Below are 16,630 nucleotides of genomic sequence, written 5' to 3' on the forward strand. Positions count from 1 at the left end.
CTATGTGGTATTTCGCATGGATTCTAGGTGTACTACTTGCTTGTGCATTCGGTATCATCAACGCTCTTTGGCTAGAGCACTCAGAAATGATGGATAAAGACAGTGAGTAACCTCGCTGATAAGGTAGCGAAACTTCACGCACCAATGGATAAGACTCTGCTACGAGTCTTATCTCTCATCCTTGGCTTTATGCACGTAGGATTGGTGATGTGGGACCCTGAAGCTTACCATCAAGCAATTGGTGGTTTTAACTCAATCACCGCACCAGCACTGATTTGGTCTGTATGTTCAAGCATGGTGTATGGGGTGGGCTTCAAGCCAAGAAACTGGTACTGGCAAGTTTTGTTTAGTCCTTATTTCTCGTTAGCTATCTTAATTTATCTAACGGCACTTTATTTCATTTAGGCTGAAATATGCTGTAATAAAGTCGGTTACTAAATCATCGAATAAAAGCTAGGTATCTCGCCTAGCTTTTATTTTTTCTACAAATTTCAAAAATATTTCCTTAGCTCGGTACCAATTGCTGTCGCTTCAGTTATAGTAATTACTTTAAAGAATTGAATATATTGGTACTCCCTTGCAAGGCACATCAAATCTCTTTCACTGGCCGATCACCGTGTACTATGAAGACACTGATGCGGGCGGTGTTGTATATCATTCTAATTATCTAAAATTCTTTGAGCGCGCACGGACAGAGATGTTACGTGCTAAAGGCATTTCTCAACATGTGTTACTGGAACAAAATATCGGCTTTGTTGTCCGACACATGGATATCGATTTCAACCAAGGGGCTAGGCTGGACGAGCATCTGACAGTCGTAACCCGAGTGTCAGAAATAAAACGTGCTTCTCTGCAATTCTGTCAAGAGTTGGTCAATGATCAAGGCAAGATATTGTGCAAGGCCTCGGTTAAGGTAGCATGTATCGATAATAAGAAAATGAAACCAATAGCTATTCCAACCTTTATAAATTCGGAGCTAACAAATAGTGACTGCTGATATTTCCATTTTAGATCTCTTTCTTCAGGCCAGTCTGTTGGTAAAGCTTGTGATGCTGACGTTGCTTGGCATGTCAATTGTGTCATGGGCAATGATCATCAAGCGCAGCAAAGTGCTTTCTCAAGCATCAAAAAATGCAGAGCAGTTTGAAGACAAATTTTGGTCGGGTACTGATCTTTCTCAGCTTTACCAAAAAGTAAAAGCGCGTAAAGACGAAATTGAAGGCACAGAAGAAATCTTCTACGCAGGTTTTACAGAGTTTGCTCGCCTACGTAAGAGCAACGCAAATTCACCAGCTTACATCATGGAAGGCACTGGTCGCGCAATGCGCGTTGCTGTTTCTCGTGAAGTAGATGAGCTAGAAACAAGCTTACCGTTTTTGGCAACAGTCGGCTCTATAAGCCCTTATATCGGCCTATTTGGTACCGTTTGGGGCATCATGCACGCCTTTATTGCGCTGGGTGAAGTAAAGCAAGCTACGCTGTCTATGGTTGCACCGGGTATCGCCGAGGCACTTATCGCGACAGCGATGGGTCTATTTGCGGCTATTCCGGCAGTAATGGCGTACAACCGCCTAAGCAATAAAGTGAGTAAACTAGAGCACACTTACGCAACATTTTCTGAAGAATTCCACAGCATCCTTCATCGTCAAGCGATGGCTGGCCGAGACAGCGCGGATAAGGAATAAAGCATGGCGGGTTATCAACCTAAAAAGCGAAAAATGACAGCGGAGATCAACGTTGTTCCGTATATCGACGTAATGCTCGTACTGTTGATCATTTTTATGGCGACCGCTCCATTTGTGACTCAAGGCGTCGACGTTGATCTTCCGAAAACATCGACCGCAGAATCTATGCAAGACCTTGCTGGCGAGACTGACAGTAGCTTTATTATCATCGAAATTGATAGCGAGGGTAATTTAGGCCTAAGCGTAAATGATGAAGAAGTTCAGCGAGGTTTGTCGTTGCAAGATGTTATTGTGCGAGTGAAAGCGGAGCGAGAGGTTAAGCCGGATTCACCAGTTGCGGTAGGTGGCGACGCGGCAACACCATATGCCGATGTTGTTCTATTGCTAGATGAACTAAGTCGAGCTGGTATCCCTAAGGTAGGTCTAATGACCGATATCAGGGAATAGACATCAATTATCTATGAAAGATCACAAGAAGAAACCCAACCAATACGCCAAACCGATAGCAATATCGGTTGGTTTGCATGCAATTCTAGTTGCAGCCCTGCTTTGGGGGACGGACTTCAACATGTCTAAACCAGAGCCTACAGGGCAAATGGTTCAAGCTGTTGTCATCGATCCAAAACTTGTGCAGCAACAAGCGAAAGAAATTCGCCAGCAACGCGAAAAGGCAGCGAAAAAAGAACAAGAGCGTCTTGATAAACTGAGACGCGAAGCAGAGCAGCTAGAAAAAAACCGCAAAGCTGAAGAAGAGCAAATTCGCAAGTTGAAAGAGCAGCAAGCGAAAGATGCTCAAGCGGCGCGAGAAGCAGAAGCTGCACGTAAGAAAAAAGAGCAAGAGCGCAAGCAGGAAGAAGAACGTGTTCGCAAAGAAAAAGAGCGAGCTGCTAAGCTAGAAAAAGAGCGCAAGGAAAAAGAAGAAGCCGTGCGTAAAGCTGAGCAGGAGCGTTTAGCAAAAGAAGCGGCTATAGCAAAAGCTGAGCAAGAACGTTTGGCTCGTGAAAAAGCAGCAAAAGAAGCGGAAGAAAAAGCACGTCGTGAGCGTGAAGCTGCTGAAAAAGCTGAACAAGAGCGCATTGCAAAAGAGAAAGCGGCAAAAGAGGCAGCGGAGCGAGAGCGTAAAGCGAGAGAAGCAGCTGAGCGTGCCGAGCGTGAGCGTAAAGCTCAAGAAGCCGCGTTAGATGATATTTTTGCGGGTCTCGAGGATGAGGTCAGTAAAAACAGTGCTGCGCGCAATCAATTTATTGACGACGAACTTTCTCGTATGTCATCCATCTATACTCAAAATATTCAGCAAAAGCTGATTAAGGATGACTACTTGCTGGGAAAGGAGTGTAGGGTAAACATCAAATTGATTCCGACAGGAACTGATATGATGGTCTCTGGTGTTACCGTTTTGAGTGGCGATACTCGAGTATGTGCTGCGGCGAAGCGAGCAATAGCTCAGGTAGGGACGTTCCCTAAATCTTCAGAATCAGCGGTCAATGAAAGACTAAAAGACATCAACATAACTGTTGCTTTGGACTAAAAGGAATAAGACGTGATTAGACGCCTTTTACTAGGAATGTTTGTACTGTTTAGCAGTATGACAAATGTGGCGAATGCCGCATTAGAGTTGGTCATTACCGATGGTATTGATTCAGCACGACCAATTGCTGTTGTTCCGTTTAAGTGGGAGGGCACACAAGCGCTTCCAACGGATGTTTCTGCTGTTATCGCCTCGGATTTACAACGTAGTGGTAAATTCAGCCCAGTTCCAACGAGCAAGATGCCACAAACACCGTTCAGTGAATCAGAAGTTAATTTTGATGCTTGGACCAATTTAGGTGTGGATGCGCTATTGACTGGTTCAATCAAGCAAAACGACCAAGGTGACTACGTTATCAACTATCAACTTGTTGATATTGTGCGTGGTCAGTTAACAGGTGGGAAGAGTAAGGCGCTTGGTAGTGACGGTGAATTGGTTCTGTCAAAAGATCATGTGCTGTTCAATAAAGTAGCCACTGTTCAAGGGCCTCGTATGCGTGAGTACGCTCACCGTATCTCTGATTTGGTGTATGAGCAGTTGACTGGCGACCGTGGCGCTTTCATGACTCGTATCGCATATGTGGTAGTGAACGATAAAGACCGTTTCCCTTACCAACTTCGAGTCGCTGATTACGATGGCTACAATGAGCGTCTGGTTTTACGCTCTAAGCAACCATTAATGTCACCAGCGTGGTCACCAGATGGTAAAAAGCTTGCGTATGTTAGCTTCCAAAATGGCCAAGCAGAAATCTTCATAATGAACATCTACACCGGTGAACGTGAGAAAATTACTTCATACCCACGTCACAATGGTGCACCAAGATTTTCGCCTGATGGCAATAAGTTAGCGATTGTTCTTTCTAAAACAGGCTCGCTTCATGTTTATACGTTTGACCTTAACACTCGTAAACTGACGCAAATTACGCGTGGCAGATCAAATAATACGGAACCGTTCTGGCATCCGGATGGAAAATCGTTGATTTTCACATCGGATAGGGGTGGTAAACCACAGATTTATCAAGTAAATTTGGGCAGCGGTTCTATTGACCGTTTGACTTGGCAAGGCAGCCAAAATTTGGGTGGTCAGATTACTCCTGATGGGCGATTCCTAGTTATGGTGAACCGCAGCAACGCAGGATTTAATTTGGCGAAACAAGATTTGGAAACTGGTGCTCTTCAAGTCTTAACTAAGACCTTGCTTGATGAGTCTCCTAGTATTGCCCCAAACGGTGGCATGGTTGTGTATAGCTCGATTTACAACAAGAAAAACGTACTATCGATGGTGTCAATTGATGGTCGATTCAAAGCTAGATTACCGGCAACAAATGGGCGTGTTCGAGCGCCTGCATGGTCACCGTTTTTGTAGTAATAAGTTTGATTAATAAAGGAAAATAAGATGCAACTGAACAAGGTTCTAAAAGGGCTACTAATCGCGCTTCCTGTAATGGCTGTTACAGCGTGTAGTTCAAGCGACGACGCTGCTTCTAACACTGGTGCAGCAACAAACAACAATGGCGCAGTGGAAACAACAGTAGCTACGCCAATTGATCAAAGCGGTCAGTTGACAGAGCAAGAGCTAAAAGAGCAAGCGCTACGTGAAACTCAAACAATCTACTTTGCTTTTGACAACTCAACAATTGCAGCAGATTACGAAGAGATGCTAGCGGCTCACGCTTCTTACCTAAGCAAGAACCCAGCACTTAACGTAACTATCGAAGGTCACGCTGATGAGCGCGGTACACCTGAGTACAACATTGCTCTAGGTGAGCGTCGTGCACAAGCAGTAGCGAACTACCTACAAGCACTAGGTGTTCAAGCTGACCAAATCTCAATCGTTAGCTACGGTGAAGAGAAGCCACTTCTTCTAGGTCAATCAGATGAAGTTTACGCTAAGAACCGTCGCGCGGTTCTAGTATACTAATTCGAGGTAATCCTCATGTTCAGTAACACTAAGCGCGCTGTTGCGCTTACGTTACTGGCAAGTGCAGCGAACTTTGCGTTCGCTGCACCAGCTCCAGTATCCGATCTCAACAGCACATCATCCGTCTCTAAGAGCCGTTCATCTGAAACGGAAGTAGAGCGTCTAGAACGTTTGCTCCAAAACCGCAATCGCGTTCAGCTCCAAATGCAACAGCAAATTGACCAAATGTCACAAGAGATCAGTGAATTGCGTGGTCAATTAGAGCGAAATAGCTACGAAATGAAACAAATGTTGCAACGTCAACGTGAGTTGTTTGTCGAGCTGGATCGTGTTCGTGGAGAGATAAAATCCACACCTGCACAAGAAGCACAACCTGTGAAAACAGGTGGCCAGTACACTCCAAATGTTGATGAGCAAACGGCATATCAGAATGCAGTTGACCTCATTCTCAAAAAGCGTGATTACACTGGCGCAATTGCAGCGTTCCAGCAGTTTCAGAAAGATTATCCTGATTCTACATATTCAGCGAATTCTCACTACTGGCTAGGTCAGTTGTACTTCGCTAAAAAGCAGGATGAGGATGCAGTGAAAAGTTTTGCCGCTGTGGTGTCTTACAAAGACTCCAATAAGCGAGCCGATGCGTTGCTTAAGTTAGGCGAAATCGCTGAGCGTAATAACAATGCAGCTCAAGCGAAAAAGTACTACCAACAAGTGGTTGATGAATACCCAGGTAGTGCATCTGCAAAACTTGCCAGCTCTAAGCTGTAAGACGTTATGTTTTGAAAAGGAAGCTTCGGCTTCCTTTTTCTTTTCCATTTTCTGTTGGTGTAGAACGGCTAAGTCGATAGCAATGATGCAGAGCCTCTGACCTTGTGTTGCACCGAATTTCGCTACTCGGAAATGCTACCTGTAACAAAGATATACGGCTAGACCGCTAGAAATCCCCGCGACAAGTTGGTTTTTGAAAATTAACGAGGTTACAATACTCGGATTAAAGGAAGTTGCGTAGAGCAAGAGCAATGAGCCATATATTAGATAAAATCGACACTGTTTACCCATTCCCACCGAAACCAGTTCCATTAAGCGAAGAAGAAAAAGCATCTTACATTGAGCGTATTAAAAAGTTACTCAAAGAAAAAGATGCGGTACTTATCGCGCACTATTATACCGACCCTGAGATTCAAGCCCTAGCTGAAGACACTGGCGGGTTTGTTGGTGACTCGTTGGAAATGGCGAAGTTTGGTAATCGTCACCCTGCAAGTACATTGATTATTGGTGGTGTTCGCTTTATGGGCGAGTCGGCCAAAATTCTGACACCAGAAAAGCGCATTCTAATGCCAACGTTGGAAGCGGAATGTTCGCTCGACCTTGGCTGTCCTGCGGATAAGTTCAGCGAGTTTTGTGATGCTCACCCTGATCATACGGTTGTAGTTTACGCAAACACCTCAGCAGCGGTTAAAGCCCGTGCCGACTGGGTCGTTACATCGAGTATTGCGCTTGAAATCGTGGAACACTTAGACGCTGAAGATAAGCCAATTATTTGGGGACCAGACCGTCACCTAGGATCGTACATCGCTAACAAAACTGGCGCAGATATGCTGCTTTGGCAGGGTGAGTGTGTGGTTCATGATGAGTTCTCTGCTGATGCGTTACGAAAAATGAAGAGCGTGTATCCAGATGCGGCTATTTTGGTTCACCCTGAGTCACCAGCAAGCGTCGTAGAACTTGCCGATGCCGTTGGATCAACGAGTCAGCTGATCAAAGCAGCGAAAGAGCTTCCTCACAAACAAATGATCGTTGCGACAGACAAAGGTATTTTCTTTAAAATGCAGCAACTAGTGCCAGAAAAAGAACTTATCGAAGCACCAACCGCAGGTGCAGGCGCAACATGCCGCAGCTGTGCACACTGTCCTTGGATGGCAATGAACGGTTTGAAAGCAATTGAGAAAGCGCTTAGTGAAGGTGGTAAAGAGCACGAGATTTTTGTTGACGAAGAACTGCGTGTTAAATCCCTTATACCACTTAACCGCATGCTAGATTTTGCTGAGCAGCTAAATATGCAAGTGAAAGGTAATGCTTAAAAAGTAGGCGTAACTGAAAGTAAATCTCAAAAACCAGCCGAATATGGCTGGTTTTTTTGTGCCTTACTATCAATGAGTTACTATTGATGCAATCAATGAATATCGAGGTCATAAATTTATGGCGGTGTGGTTAGTAGTTAAAAAGTGGCTTAGTTCACACCTTTTTAAATTGAGCAACCGAAGCCTTCTCATCTTTAGTGGCTTATATGTGAGCCTTTCATGGTGGCTGCTGGTTCTCGCTGGTGAAACCGCATTAACAGACAGTTTCGCTAACTTTATCTATTACCTCATGGTTACGGCGAGTACGGTGGGTTATGGCGACCATTCTCCAGTAACAGATTTGGGTAAATGGGTTGTCGTGCTATTTGTAATCCCCGGCGGTTTGAGCTTATTCGCCGCATTATTGGGGCGTGTCGCTGGAGCAGCGATGGACTATTGGCGAGCGGGTATTTTAGGAAAACGGAGAGTAAGAGTGGAAAACCATATTGTATTGTTGGGCTGGAATGGATCGAGAACGATGCACCTTATTCGCATGTTACAACATGAAGAAGAGGGAAAGCGTCCGATTGTTTTATGCAGCCGTTCAGAAATAGAGAACCCGTTACCTGGCGAAATCAGTTTTATCAAAGTGACCAGTTATACCGATTCGCAAGAAATGAAAAACGCCAATATTGCCGAAGCCGCTTGCATTATTGTGGATAATCTCTCGGACGACATTACCTTGTCAGCCGCTCTATACTGCGCATCTGTAAACCCTTCCGCTCATTTGGTCGCTTACTTTAAAGATGAAGCGCTAGGCCGACTTCTAAGTCAGCATTGCCCGAAAGCGGAATGCATACCTGCTGTTGGCGCAGAAATGTTGGCAAAAGCGGCGGTTGACCCGGGCTCAAGTGCGCTTCATCAGGAGCTTTTGGCTTCAACACGAGGTATGACGCAATACTCAGTTATTTATCCCGAGGGTCAGTCTGCCACCACTATTGAGAATCTCTTCGTTTTTCTCAAAAGACGCCATCATGCCACGCTGATTGCTTTTGATATTGGCGATGGTATTCAACTCAACCCAGATTTAGATGCTGAAGTACCCGCGAGTACCAAGCTGTTTTACATTGCAGATGAACGTATTGAAGATTTTGCCTGGAAAGAAATGAACAAGGAACAATAATGCACATGATTGCTGGCCTGTTAGCAGGCTTCCCAAACTTTTTACTCTATTTCTCTGTTTCTATTATTTTTGTATTGGCGTTTAAGTTCATCTACGTCAAGTTGACGCCATACGATGAGTGGCATCTGATCAAAGAAAAACAAAATACAGCAGCAGCGATTGCGCTAAGTGGGGCCTTCCTTGGTTACTGTCTCGCGATTTCGGGGGCGGCAAAAAACTCAGTCAATATCGTCGATTTTATGGTATGGGGCGTTGTTGCAATGCTTGCTCAAATTATTGCATTTGCAATTGTACGCTTTATTTTACTTCCGAAAGTGGCAGAGCGTATCGAAAAAGATGAACTGCCAGCCGGTATTGTATTAGCAGCAGTTTCTGTTTCGGTTGGCGTATTGAATGCCGCGTGCATGACCTACTAGGAGGAACGATGAAGCGGAGTTCTAACGTTAAACGTTCTTCCATGGACAAAAGCTTAAAGCTTGGGAAAATTCTTCCCTTTGCTGCCTTTGGTGGTATTTTCTTCTTTGCTACGTACGAGTCAAAAACAGAAGGGTACATTTTTTCTGATGCTGATGAGTGTAAATCTAACTCGCCTGAGTTTAGTGAACAGTGTGACATTGCATACCAAGAAGCTTTAGCTCGTGCCGAACAAAATGCCCCTCGCTACCGCAGCGAGTTCGAATGCGAGAATGATTTCTACGAGGATGATTGTTACTACAGTTCCAGTTCCCGAGCTTATGTACCTAACTTTGGCGGTTTTTTTTACAGTCGCTCATTAAGCGGGTTGAAAGGTTATAACAAGAGCTATTACTCAGAGCCGATGTACCGTTATAAATCCAAATTCTATAATGGAGCAGGACAATTCTTTGGCTCCTACCGAAATCAGCCGACCAAAGTTGCGACGAATAGCCTTAATAAACGTGGTGGCGGCACCATTGGCAGGGCGATGTCTCGAGGCGGGTTTGGTAAAGCGGTGTCGGTCAGTCGAGGCGGTTAAAAAGCACTATGTTTCGACGAGAAATACAAGAGCGCGAAAACTGGCGTGAATTAGCACGCCAGTTTGGTTTTGGTTTCCATACCATGTATGACCAACCGTATTGGGATGAGAGTGCTTACTATCAATTCACGCTGGAGCAAATTGAGCGCGATATAGAAGCGCCCACTGAAGAGCTGCATCAGATGTGCCTGGCTATTGTGGATGAAGTCGTTCGGAGTGAGCGGTTGCTGACGCAATGTGCGATCCCTGAATCTATGTGGGAGCAGGTCGCTTCTTCATGGAGACGAAGCGAACCTTCGCTTTATTCGCGGCTGGATTTCGCGTACAACGGGACCTCGCCAGCAAAATTACTGGAAAACAATGCGGATACGCCAACCAGCTTGTTTGAAACTGGCTTTTGGCAGTGGGTGTGGCTAGAAGATGTTGTAAATAAAGGTCGAGTTCACCAGAGCGCGGATCAATTCAATATTCTTCAAGACTTTTTGATCGAGCGCTTTGCCGAAATAGCAAAATACCAACCAGGACAAACACTTCACTTTAGCTGCTGCAAGTACACTGAAGAAGATAAAGGGACTGTCCAGTATTTAGAGGATTGCGCGCGAGAGGCAGGGTTAGCAACGGCATTCGTGCATGTCGAAGATATTGGAGTGACGGAAGATGGTCTGTTTGTGGATGCTGACGACAGAGCGATTCGTTGGATGTTTAAGCTTTACCCTTGGGAGTTTATGTTTGAAGAGGAATATGCGAAGTACTTAGCGACTGCGAACGTAAACTGGTTAGAACCGATGTGGAAGTCGATTCTATCCAATAAAGCACTTTTACCGTTATTGTGGGAGCGCTTTCCTAATCACCCGAACCTTTTGCCCGCTTATTTTGCTAACGATTCAAAAGCGAACACTATGAGAGATTATGTCATCAAGCCACTATTTTCTCGAGAGGGCGCGAACATCGAGATCGTCATCGATGGAAAACGTTTTGTTAAAACGTCAGGGCCTTATGAATCTAAATTCAATATCGTCCAGCAATACCATCCACTACCTAAGTTTGGGCACAACCATACGTTAATTGGCAGTTGGTTGGTCAATGATAGAGCTGCCGGTATTTCGATTAGGGAAGACAGTAGCTTAGTGACTCAAGATATGGCGCGGTATATTCCACATGTAATTTTAACATGATCAAAAAAGCTCTCCATTTGGAGAGCTTTTTGTCTATTCAGCCGTTCAATCTTGATGGTCGACAGCGTTGCGTCTATTGTTCTTCAGCTAATGCAACACCGCGCTGGGTAAGACCACATAACATCACTGGCATTGCATTGAAGATCTCTTCAAACTGCTCTAAGCCTTCCATACCTTGTTCGGCCAATGTTTCAATGGTTGTTTCTGGGTCGTAAAGCATAGTAAGAGAAAGTAAAACACCACCGAGTAGGGCATTATCTTCGCTATCCTCAGGCATCAACGTTTCCCAGTCATCACGCGCAAGTTGCCAGCCTTGTAATACACCTTCACAGAAATCGCGAGCCTGACTTGTTACAATGTCTTGCTCATCTAGCGCGCACCCTGCAGGCCACTGCCAAGTGCCTTCTAGGAGAGCGGGACGAGTTTGGTTCCACATTTGTACAATCTCGTCAATGTACTGCTCTAGTTGTTCACCGTCAGTAAATGGCGCTGTTTCTTCTCCACCCCATAAGAATGGCAACCACTCTTGAGGCATTAATACGTTTGGCGCTGCAGCCATCGCTGTTACAAAGCCTTGAGTTTTTGCTAGGTTTAGTAGTTTACCGTCAAGTTCTGGGAGAGAAAGGATGTCTTGTAGTTTCAAAATAGAATACCATTTGTTAATGGGCTGGTTGATTGCGCTCATCTTACCAATCAATTAGTGATAAATCGATATTAGGGAATGATTCACACATCTATGGAAATTCGCTCATCACTTAGAAAAAAAAGCATTCTCGCCCTAACACTTTACCTGTGCTTCTTTATCGCCACTATCGGTTCTGTCGCCTATTTGGTTGTTGAGCCACCGGTTAGACAAAAGCTAGAGCAAAACCTAGAGTTACGTACCCAACTCCTGGCTCTTGAGATAAAAGAGCCCCTCCTCAGTTCTACAGGTGTATTGAGCAGCTTAGTAGGGCTAGCCCAAGGGACTGAAAATATTCAATCTCTCAACACAATAATTCCACATATACTTCAATTGAGTGACAAGATGCTTGTTAGTGGTGGCGTATGGCCTAAACCCGAACTCAAAGCAGAACAATGGAGATATAAAAGTCTATTCTTCAATAAAAACAGTGATAGTGGTATTGACCAAATTCACTCCTACAATAACCCCGAATCTGGCGGTTATGATAATGAACCCTGGTATGTCGCTGCCGCCGATGCTCCGGTAGGTTCTGTTAGTTGGTCTACGGTTTACATCGATACCTTTACTCAGGTCCAGATGATTACCGCGTCTTCTCCGTACTACCAAAACGGTCGATTCGCTGGAGTTGTAACGGTAGACCTATCACTTGATGCACTTTTTCAGTTTATTCGAGAGCACACGAACCAGCATTCTTTGGGGGTAGTGGTTCGCGATGCTGACTCAAACGTGATTATTGAGCACAACTTTCAACTGACGGACGAAATTTATGTCAGCGAGCTTGATTTCGGAGAGTTCGATTGGCGCATGGAAGTTGTCAACGCAAAAGCTAAAGTCGCCGATCAAGTGTTTGAACAAGTGATGAGCGTTGAGGGGAGGATCATTCCATTTTTGCTCTTGTGTGTCTTGGTCGGTTACTACTTACTGAATCGCTATATTGTTGAACCAATTGTTCGCATTGCCGCTAAGATTGATGACTCGAAAACTGGTGGGATCATAGATATTGACTACGATAGCGATGACGAAATCGGACAGCTTATCGAGAAGTTCAATGAAAAGACGATCTATTTAGAGCAGGAGAGAATAAAAGCTCAGGCTTCGACAAACGCTAAAACGGCATTCTTAGCCACATTGTCCCACGAGATTCGCACACCAATGAACGGTGTACTAGGAACTGCCCAGATACTGTTAAAAACACCACTTACCGATGAGCAGCGTAAGCACCTGAGAACACTTTATGATTCAGGTGATCACATGATGACATTACTCAATGAGATTTTAGATTACTCAAAAATTGAACAAGGGCATGTTGAGTTTGAAAATAAGCCTTTCCCAATTGAGTCGATTATCGGCAGTATCAAGAGTGTTTATCAAACTCTATGTGCAGAAAAAGGTCTTCGCTTTAGAGTAGTCTCGCATTTACCAACGGGTCGTTGGTACAACAATGACAAAGCCCGTTTGCGTCAAGTACTGTTCAATCTACTCAATAACGCTGTTAAGTTCACCGATCGTGGCATCGTAGAGGTAGAGCTAGCCGAGAAATCGAGTAAGGCAGGCACCAAGCTGATACTAAAGGTAAAAGATACAGGAATTGGTATTTCAAAAGAGGCACAAAAACGCATTTTTCGTCCTTTTGAGCAAGCGGAGTCATCAACGACTAGGCGGTTTGGTGGTACAGGGCTTGGTTTAGCAATAGTCAAAGAAATCGCGGAACATATGGGTGGGCAAGTGGTTGTAGAGAGTCAGGAGGACGCTGGAACGACTTTTACTGTCGAAATTGCCCTTACACCTTGCAAGCCAGGTAAAGTAGAGTCAATCAATACACATAAATTGAACTGTAAAGGGTTGAAAGCACTCATTGTTGAAGACAACCGAACAAATGCGATCATTATGGAAACTTTCCTCCGAGCCAAGGGCTTTGAGTGCACAAGTGTCGAAAATGGTCAGCTTGCAGTCGATGAGGTTGCGATCAAACCATTTGATTTGATACTGATGGATAATCATATGCCTGTTCTAGATGGCGTTGGGGCCATATCAGCCATTCGAGCAATGAGTTCACCTGCTAAGTCGGTACTGATTTTTGGCTGTACAGCGGATGTGTTCAAAGAAACACAAGAGCGTATGATTAATGTAGGAGCAGATCACATAATAGCGAAACCAATAGTGGAGTCTGAATTAAATGATGCACTGTATCTTCATGCGACACAGTTATATCAGTACCAATCGGACTTTGATGGAAATGCAGCAGATAGCTTTAATGCTGAAAAGTGGTTACTCAACTTCTATGTCGCTCTAGATAATGGACATCTTAATGAAGCACTTGAGGCTATTTCAGCGATCATTGCGGAGGCTCCCCTTGAACTCAGTGACGACGTTTCTTCAGTCGCTGAACGGATAAGAAGTAACTTAAAGCGTCAGCAATCCCCAGACCAAGATGATATCGATACATTAACGATTTTGCTGGCCTCACCATAACTGAATCAATATGGCGCAACTGTGAATTGTTCTTACTATTCATACGTCATCCAGCTTCGTGACAAACTCTTCTAACCTGCAATGAACAGGCTTGCAGTTTTACTTTTACGAGTAAAGCAGCAAGACCTTCTACTGTGATTATATCGGTAATACTCTGAATTTTCGCAGCTTGGTAGCATAAGCTATAGGAGTGACTGTTTACAGTCCGAGTTTTGTTCTAACTTTACGCCAAAATAATTATCGTAACCCCTTTTTATTTAAGTGAAATCCGTGTTTTTGTACCATTTTTACGTAATTTTAGGCGTTTTTACTCGCCATTGGTGAAAAAAACTACTTTTACTTTAAAAGTTGGTTATAAATTTACAACTTAATTTTAAATACAGAACCATAAGCTAGTTTTTGTGTGTTCTAATTGCATCATTAGCTGGCTTGATGTCTTTTTAGTGGTTAATAGTTTTATTATTTTTATTAATTGCAGTGTTTGATTTTAAGGGTTTTGTAAATGAAGTCTCGTGGACCATTTTGTATTCGTCACGCCGCAGCGGATACCTTTGCTATGGTTGTTTTTTGCTTTATCACAGGGATGATTGTCGAGATTTTGATTTCAGGGATGACATTTGAGCAATCTCTAGCATCGCGTACGCTATCGATTCCAGTGAATATCGCTATTGCTTGGCCGTATGGGGTTTTTCGTGATTGGGTGCTGCATCAAGGTAGTAAGGTGTCACCGTCTTCCTTTATGAAAAACATCTCCGATCTGGTCGCTTATGTACTATTTCAATCTCCAGTTTATGCGGGTATCTTATTCGCAGTTGGCGCGTCTACAGATCAAATTGTGACCGCAGTGGCAAGTAACGCTGTTATTTCTTGTGGCATGGGTGTGTTGTATGGGTACTTCTTGGATATGTGCCGCCGTTGGTTCCGTGTTCCCGGTTATTCTCAAAGCATGTAAATGCCCCAGTTTTGCTCAATTTAGTTACTTAGTGAGCAATCGATTCGAAAAGGGCGCTTTTTTTTATGTTTAGCCTTGACCATCAGGCACATAATCATTAAATTAGCGCCTCGTTAGCCAATGATGCTAACCAAAATTTGATTCGGTGAGTTGTCCGAGTGGCTGAAGGAGCACGCCTGGAAAGTGTGTATACGGCAACGTATCGAGAGTTCGAATCTCTCACTCACCGCCACATTCTAAAAGGTCTGATTTATCAGGCCTTTTTTCATATCTGCACTAAAGTAATGCGTCATTGAAAGTACATAAGAGTACTCAGAGTGCAAACGCAACTCTATCTACAAGCCAACTGTTCATATCTCACCTCGATACAACGCCAAAATTGAAGAAGCTATACAGAGGCAGCCATAATCTGATTGGTGCGGGTTAGCCCATCCGCTTTAATCTAGAATTTAGCACCCATATCACATGAGGTATGAATACGGCCACAAGAATGAACGTATTGCTACTAGATGCTAAGCAAAACAGCCATGAACACGAATACAACAGCAATCATACCAAAGAGATCTGTGTTTAGATTGAGGTCATTAGGGTTAAATTTTTCAATGCTTTGCGTCGTTTTGCATCTTATCTTCATGTTCTTGTCCTTATTTCATGTACGATTTCAACAGCAACATAACATGCAATTGAGTGTTCACAAGTCATAAAAAGCATAAGTATACTTGCTCCTCATTGAGCGCAAAAAATACTCAAAGCGTTTTAAAGTGGCGGTCTACCTTTTGTAACATCAAATATTCTTTCTGTTTTTGTGCCTGTATCGCTATAGTTGAGAAGCGGTTATCTCGTTCTAGTTAGGAACAAACTACTGGCTGCCGCTACATTCTCTCAGCGTTCCCACTCAGTCGCCTTGGGTAGATACTTTAGTCGTTGAGTACTGCAAAAAAACGCCGCATGAGCAGCGGCGCTTTGTTGAGGAATTCCCTTTCCTACTTGTAGCTAAGTTCTGTCGCTTTGCCTTTGAAGATCCGGTATACCACAAAGGTGTAAAGCAATATCACCGGCATAACAATCATCACACCGTAGCCCACGATTATTAACGTCGCAGGCGAGGAGGCAGCTTGTTGTGCGGTCATTAATCCCGGCACAACTTCTGGGAAGAAGCTATACGCAAGCCCGAGAAAGCTCAACGCGAAAATGACAGTGACACCAAAGAAAGGCCAGCGCACACCCAGATCATTCACCATTGGAACCTGACGCAAATAGCGATCAACTAGGAAGATGGTTGCCAATACAATTAACGGAACTGGGGCAAGCAACAAGATTTCTGGGAAGCTGAACCAACGCAAGGCAACTTGTTGATTTACAATTGGGTTTACAACGCTAACCACCAAGATTCCTAAGGCTGCTAACCAACCAGCACGGCGAGACCAACGGGCCGAGCGTATTTGCAAATCACCTTCCGTTTTTAGTACTAACCATGCGCCACCGATGTAAACGTACGCCGCCGCTACACAAAGTGCGCTTAACCAAGCAAAGCCAAATGCTTCGGTTGATTGTTCAAATCCCATGATGTAACGACCCACCATGTAGCCTTGGGTTAGCGCGGTGACTAACGAGCCAATTCTGAAGCACCAATCCCAGTGAGGTTTATGATCCGAGTTCGCTTTGGCTCGGAAGTCGAACGCCACGCCACGCATGATCAGTGCGATAAGCATAATCGCGGTCGGCATATAAAGTTCCGTCAAAATCAAGCTATGAGCAGTAGGAAAGGCAATCAGCAGAATACCGACGGCTAACACCAACCACGTTTCATTCGCATCCCAGAAAGGGCCGATAGACGCTATCATTCGGTCACGTTGCGCTTCATTATCACTCGGTAAAAGGATACCGACGCCAAGATCGTAGCCGTCGAGCACGGCATACATAAAGACCGAGAAGCCAAGCAGCAGAAGATAAATTTCTGGTAGATAGTCGAGCAT

The 16,630-nt window shown here is 44.3% G+C and carries 19 protein-coding genes and 1 tRNA gene; 17 read left to right on the top strand and 3 right to left on the bottom strand.

Annotation, left to right across the window (positions count from 1 at the left end; translation table 11 throughout):
- Positions 1-2: 2 nt before the first annotated feature.
- The 14 genes from cydX to R7E78_RS04780 all read left to right on the top strand — a co-directional run bounded on the left by cydX (position 3) and on the right by R7E78_RS04780 (position 10,545).
- Positions 3-110, top strand: a complete 108-nt coding sequence (gene cydX / locus R7E78_RS04715; protein ID WP_000270284.1) for a cytochrome bd-I oxidase subunit CydX — start codon at positions 3-5, stop codon at positions 108-110.
- Positions 103-405, top strand: a complete 303-nt coding sequence (gene ybgE / locus R7E78_RS04720) for a cyd operon protein YbgE (RefSeq protein WP_025766908.1) — start codon at positions 103-105, stop codon at positions 403-405. Before cydX ends, ybgE begins: the two co-directional genes overlap by 8 nt.
- A 172-nt stretch (positions 406-577) precedes the next feature.
- Positions 578-997 carry a tol-pal system-associated acyl-CoA thioesterase gene (gene ybgC, locus R7E78_RS04725; RefSeq protein ID WP_017820044.1) on the top strand — a complete coding sequence of 140 codons (420 nt, stop codon included), beginning with the start codon at positions 578-580 and terminating at the stop codon, positions 995-997.
- The gene (gene tolQ / locus R7E78_RS04730; protein WP_005378301.1) at positions 987-1,685 is read left to right on the top strand and encodes a protein TolQ; all 699 of its coding nucleotides are present in this window, start codon (positions 987-989) and stop codon (positions 1,683-1,685) included. Before ybgC ends, tolQ begins: the two co-directional genes overlap by 11 nt.
- Positions 1,686-1,688: 3 nt before the next feature.
- Positions 1,689-2,132, top strand: coding sequence for an ExbD/TolR family protein (locus R7E78_RS04735; protein ID WP_005378298.1), 444 nt, complete (start codon positions 1,689-1,691; stop codon positions 2,130-2,132).
- Between the two features lie 13 nt (positions 2,133-2,145).
- A complete protein-coding gene (gene tolA / locus R7E78_RS04740) occupies positions 2,146-3,213 on the top strand; it encodes a cell envelope integrity protein TolA (RefSeq protein WP_042522108.1) in 1,068 nt (355 codons plus the stop codon).
- Between the two features lie 12 nt (positions 3,214-3,225).
- The gene (gene tolB / locus R7E78_RS04745; protein WP_005387925.1) at positions 3,226-4,578 is read left to right on the top strand and encodes a Tol-Pal system beta propeller repeat protein TolB; all 1,353 of its coding nucleotides are present in this window, start codon (positions 3,226-3,228) and stop codon (positions 4,576-4,578) included.
- A gap of 30 nt (positions 4,579-4,608) precedes the next feature.
- Positions 4,609-5,133, top strand: coding sequence for a peptidoglycan-associated lipoprotein Pal (gene pal / locus R7E78_RS04750; protein WP_005378293.1), 525 nt, complete (start codon positions 4,609-4,611; stop codon positions 5,131-5,133).
- 15 nt (positions 5,134-5,148) lie between these two features.
- Complete coding sequence (gene ybgF, locus R7E78_RS04755) at positions 5,149-5,901, top strand: tol-pal system protein YbgF (RefSeq protein WP_005378285.1); 753 nt, start codon at positions 5,149-5,151, stop codon at positions 5,899-5,901.
- A gap of 251 nt (positions 5,902-6,152) precedes the next feature.
- Entirely contained in the window at positions 6,153-7,214 is a 1,062-nt protein-coding gene (gene nadA, locus R7E78_RS04760; RefSeq protein WP_017635054.1) for a quinolinate synthase NadA, read from the top strand.
- A gap of 118 nt (positions 7,215-7,332) precedes the next feature.
- The gene (locus R7E78_RS04765) at positions 7,333-8,376 is read left to right on the top strand and encodes a potassium channel protein (RefSeq protein WP_017635053.1); all 1,044 of its coding nucleotides are present in this window, start codon (positions 7,333-7,335) and stop codon (positions 8,374-8,376) included.
- Positions 8,376-8,792, top strand: coding sequence for a DUF350 domain-containing protein (locus R7E78_RS04770; RefSeq protein WP_005378281.1), 417 nt, complete (start codon positions 8,376-8,378; stop codon positions 8,790-8,792). The genes R7E78_RS04765 and R7E78_RS04770 overlap by 1 nt, the downstream gene beginning before the upstream one ends.
- An 8-nt stretch (positions 8,793-8,800) precedes the next feature.
- Positions 8,801-9,370 (top strand): DUF1190 domain-containing protein, encoded by a 570-nt coding sequence (locus R7E78_RS04775; RefSeq protein WP_025766906.1) that lies wholly within the window; start codon positions 8,801-8,803, stop codon positions 9,368-9,370.
- An 8-nt stretch (positions 9,371-9,378) separates the two neighbouring features.
- A complete protein-coding gene (locus R7E78_RS04780) occupies positions 9,379-10,545 on the top strand; it encodes a glutathionylspermidine synthase family protein (protein ID WP_042522104.1) in 1,167 nt (388 codons plus the stop codon).
- Between the two features lie 73 nt (positions 10,546-10,618).
- On the opposite strand, the gene R7E78_RS04785 is transcribed toward R7E78_RS04780, so the two are convergent.
- Positions 10,619-11,230, bottom strand: coding sequence for a YecA family protein (locus R7E78_RS04785; protein ID WP_005378278.1), 612 nt, complete (start codon positions 11,228-11,230; stop codon positions 10,619-10,621).
- Between the two features lie 51 nt (positions 11,231-11,281).
- Between R7E78_RS04785 and R7E78_RS04790 the strand changes: the two genes are divergently transcribed.
- The 3 genes from R7E78_RS04790 (at position 11,282) to R7E78_RS04800 (ending at position 14,886) form a co-directional block, all read left to right on the top strand.
- Positions 11,282-13,702, top strand: a complete 2,421-nt coding sequence (locus tag R7E78_RS04790; RefSeq protein ID WP_033905057.1) for a hybrid sensor histidine kinase/response regulator — start codon at positions 11,282-11,284, stop codon at positions 13,700-13,702.
- 502 nt (positions 13,703-14,204) lie between these two features.
- Positions 14,205-14,654, top strand: coding sequence for an L-alanine exporter AlaE (locus R7E78_RS04795; protein ID WP_005378276.1), 450 nt, complete (start codon positions 14,205-14,207; stop codon positions 14,652-14,654).
- A 144-nt stretch (positions 14,655-14,798) separates the two neighbouring features.
- A tRNA-Ser gene (locus R7E78_RS04800) sits at positions 14,799-14,886 on the top strand.
- A 273-nt stretch (positions 14,887-15,159) separates the two neighbouring features.
- On the opposite strand, the gene R7E78_RS04805 is transcribed toward R7E78_RS04800, so the two are convergent.
- Both R7E78_RS04805 and R7E78_RS04810 read right to left on the bottom strand, forming a co-directional pair.
- On the bottom strand, positions 15,160-15,288 hold the full coding sequence (locus R7E78_RS04805; protein WP_318057696.1) for a hypothetical protein: 129 nt from the start codon (positions 15,286-15,288) through the stop codon (positions 15,160-15,162).
- A 349-nt stretch (positions 15,289-15,637) separates the two neighbouring features.
- Positions 15,638-16,630: a cytochrome d ubiquinol oxidase subunit II gene (locus tag R7E78_RS04810; RefSeq protein WP_017820054.1), complete on the bottom strand. Its 993-nt coding sequence runs from the start codon at positions 16,628-16,630 to the stop codon at positions 15,638-15,640.

It is taken from the genome of Vibrio sp. YT-19(2023) (assembly GCF_033337395.1).

What these genes read in the sequence shown, in the direction of transcription:
- cydX (WP_000270284.1), top strand. Translation starts at nt 3, where the DNA reads ATGTGGTATTTCGCATGGATTCTAGGTGTACTACTTGCTTGTGCATTC.
- R7E78_RS04735 (WP_005378298.1), top strand. Translation starts at nt 1,689, where the DNA reads ATGGCGGGTTATCAACCTAAAAAGCGAAAAATGACAGCGGAGATCAAC.
- tolA (WP_042522108.1), top strand. Translation starts at nt 2,146, where the DNA reads ATGAAAGATCACAAGAAGAAACCCAACCAATACGCCAAACCGATAGCA.
- pal (WP_005378293.1), top strand. Translation starts at nt 4,609, where the DNA reads ATGCAACTGAACAAGGTTCTAAAAGGGCTACTAATCGCGCTTCCTGTA.
- ybgF (WP_005378285.1), top strand. Translation starts at nt 5,149, where the DNA reads ATGTTCAGTAACACTAAGCGCGCTGTTGCGCTTACGTTACTGGCAAGT.
- nadA (WP_017635054.1), top strand. Translation starts at nt 6,153, where the DNA reads ATGAGCCATATATTAGATAAAATCGACACTGTTTACCCATTCCCACCG.
- R7E78_RS04765 (WP_017635053.1), top strand. Translation starts at nt 7,333, where the DNA reads ATGGCGGTGTGGTTAGTAGTTAAAAAGTGGCTTAGTTCACACCTTTTT.
- R7E78_RS04770 (WP_005378281.1), top strand. Translation starts at nt 8,376, where the DNA reads ATGCACATGATTGCTGGCCTGTTAGCAGGCTTCCCAAACTTTTTACTC.
- R7E78_RS04775 (WP_025766906.1), top strand. Translation starts at nt 8,801, where the DNA reads ATGAAGCGGAGTTCTAACGTTAAACGTTCTTCCATGGACAAAAGCTTA.
- R7E78_RS04780 (WP_042522104.1), top strand. Translation starts at nt 9,379, where the DNA reads ATGTTTCGACGAGAAATACAAGAGCGCGAAAACTGGCGTGAATTAGCA.
- R7E78_RS04785 (WP_005378278.1), bottom strand. Translation starts at nt 11,230, where the DNA reads ATGAGCGCAATCAACCAGCCCATTAACAAATGGTATTCTATTTTGAAA.
- R7E78_RS04790 (WP_033905057.1), top strand. Translation starts at nt 11,282, where the DNA reads ATGGAAATTCGCTCATCACTTAGAAAAAAAAGCATTCTCGCCCTAACA.
- R7E78_RS04795 (WP_005378276.1), top strand. Translation starts at nt 14,205, where the DNA reads ATGAAGTCTCGTGGACCATTTTGTATTCGTCACGCCGCAGCGGATACC.
- R7E78_RS04805 (WP_318057696.1), bottom strand. Translation starts at nt 15,288, where the DNA reads ATGAAGATAAGATGCAAAACGACGCAAAGCATTGAAAAATTTAACCCT.
- R7E78_RS04810 (WP_017820054.1), bottom strand. Translation starts at nt 16,630, where the DNA reads ATGCTCGACTATCTACCAGAAATTTATCTTCTGCTGCTTGGCTTCTCG.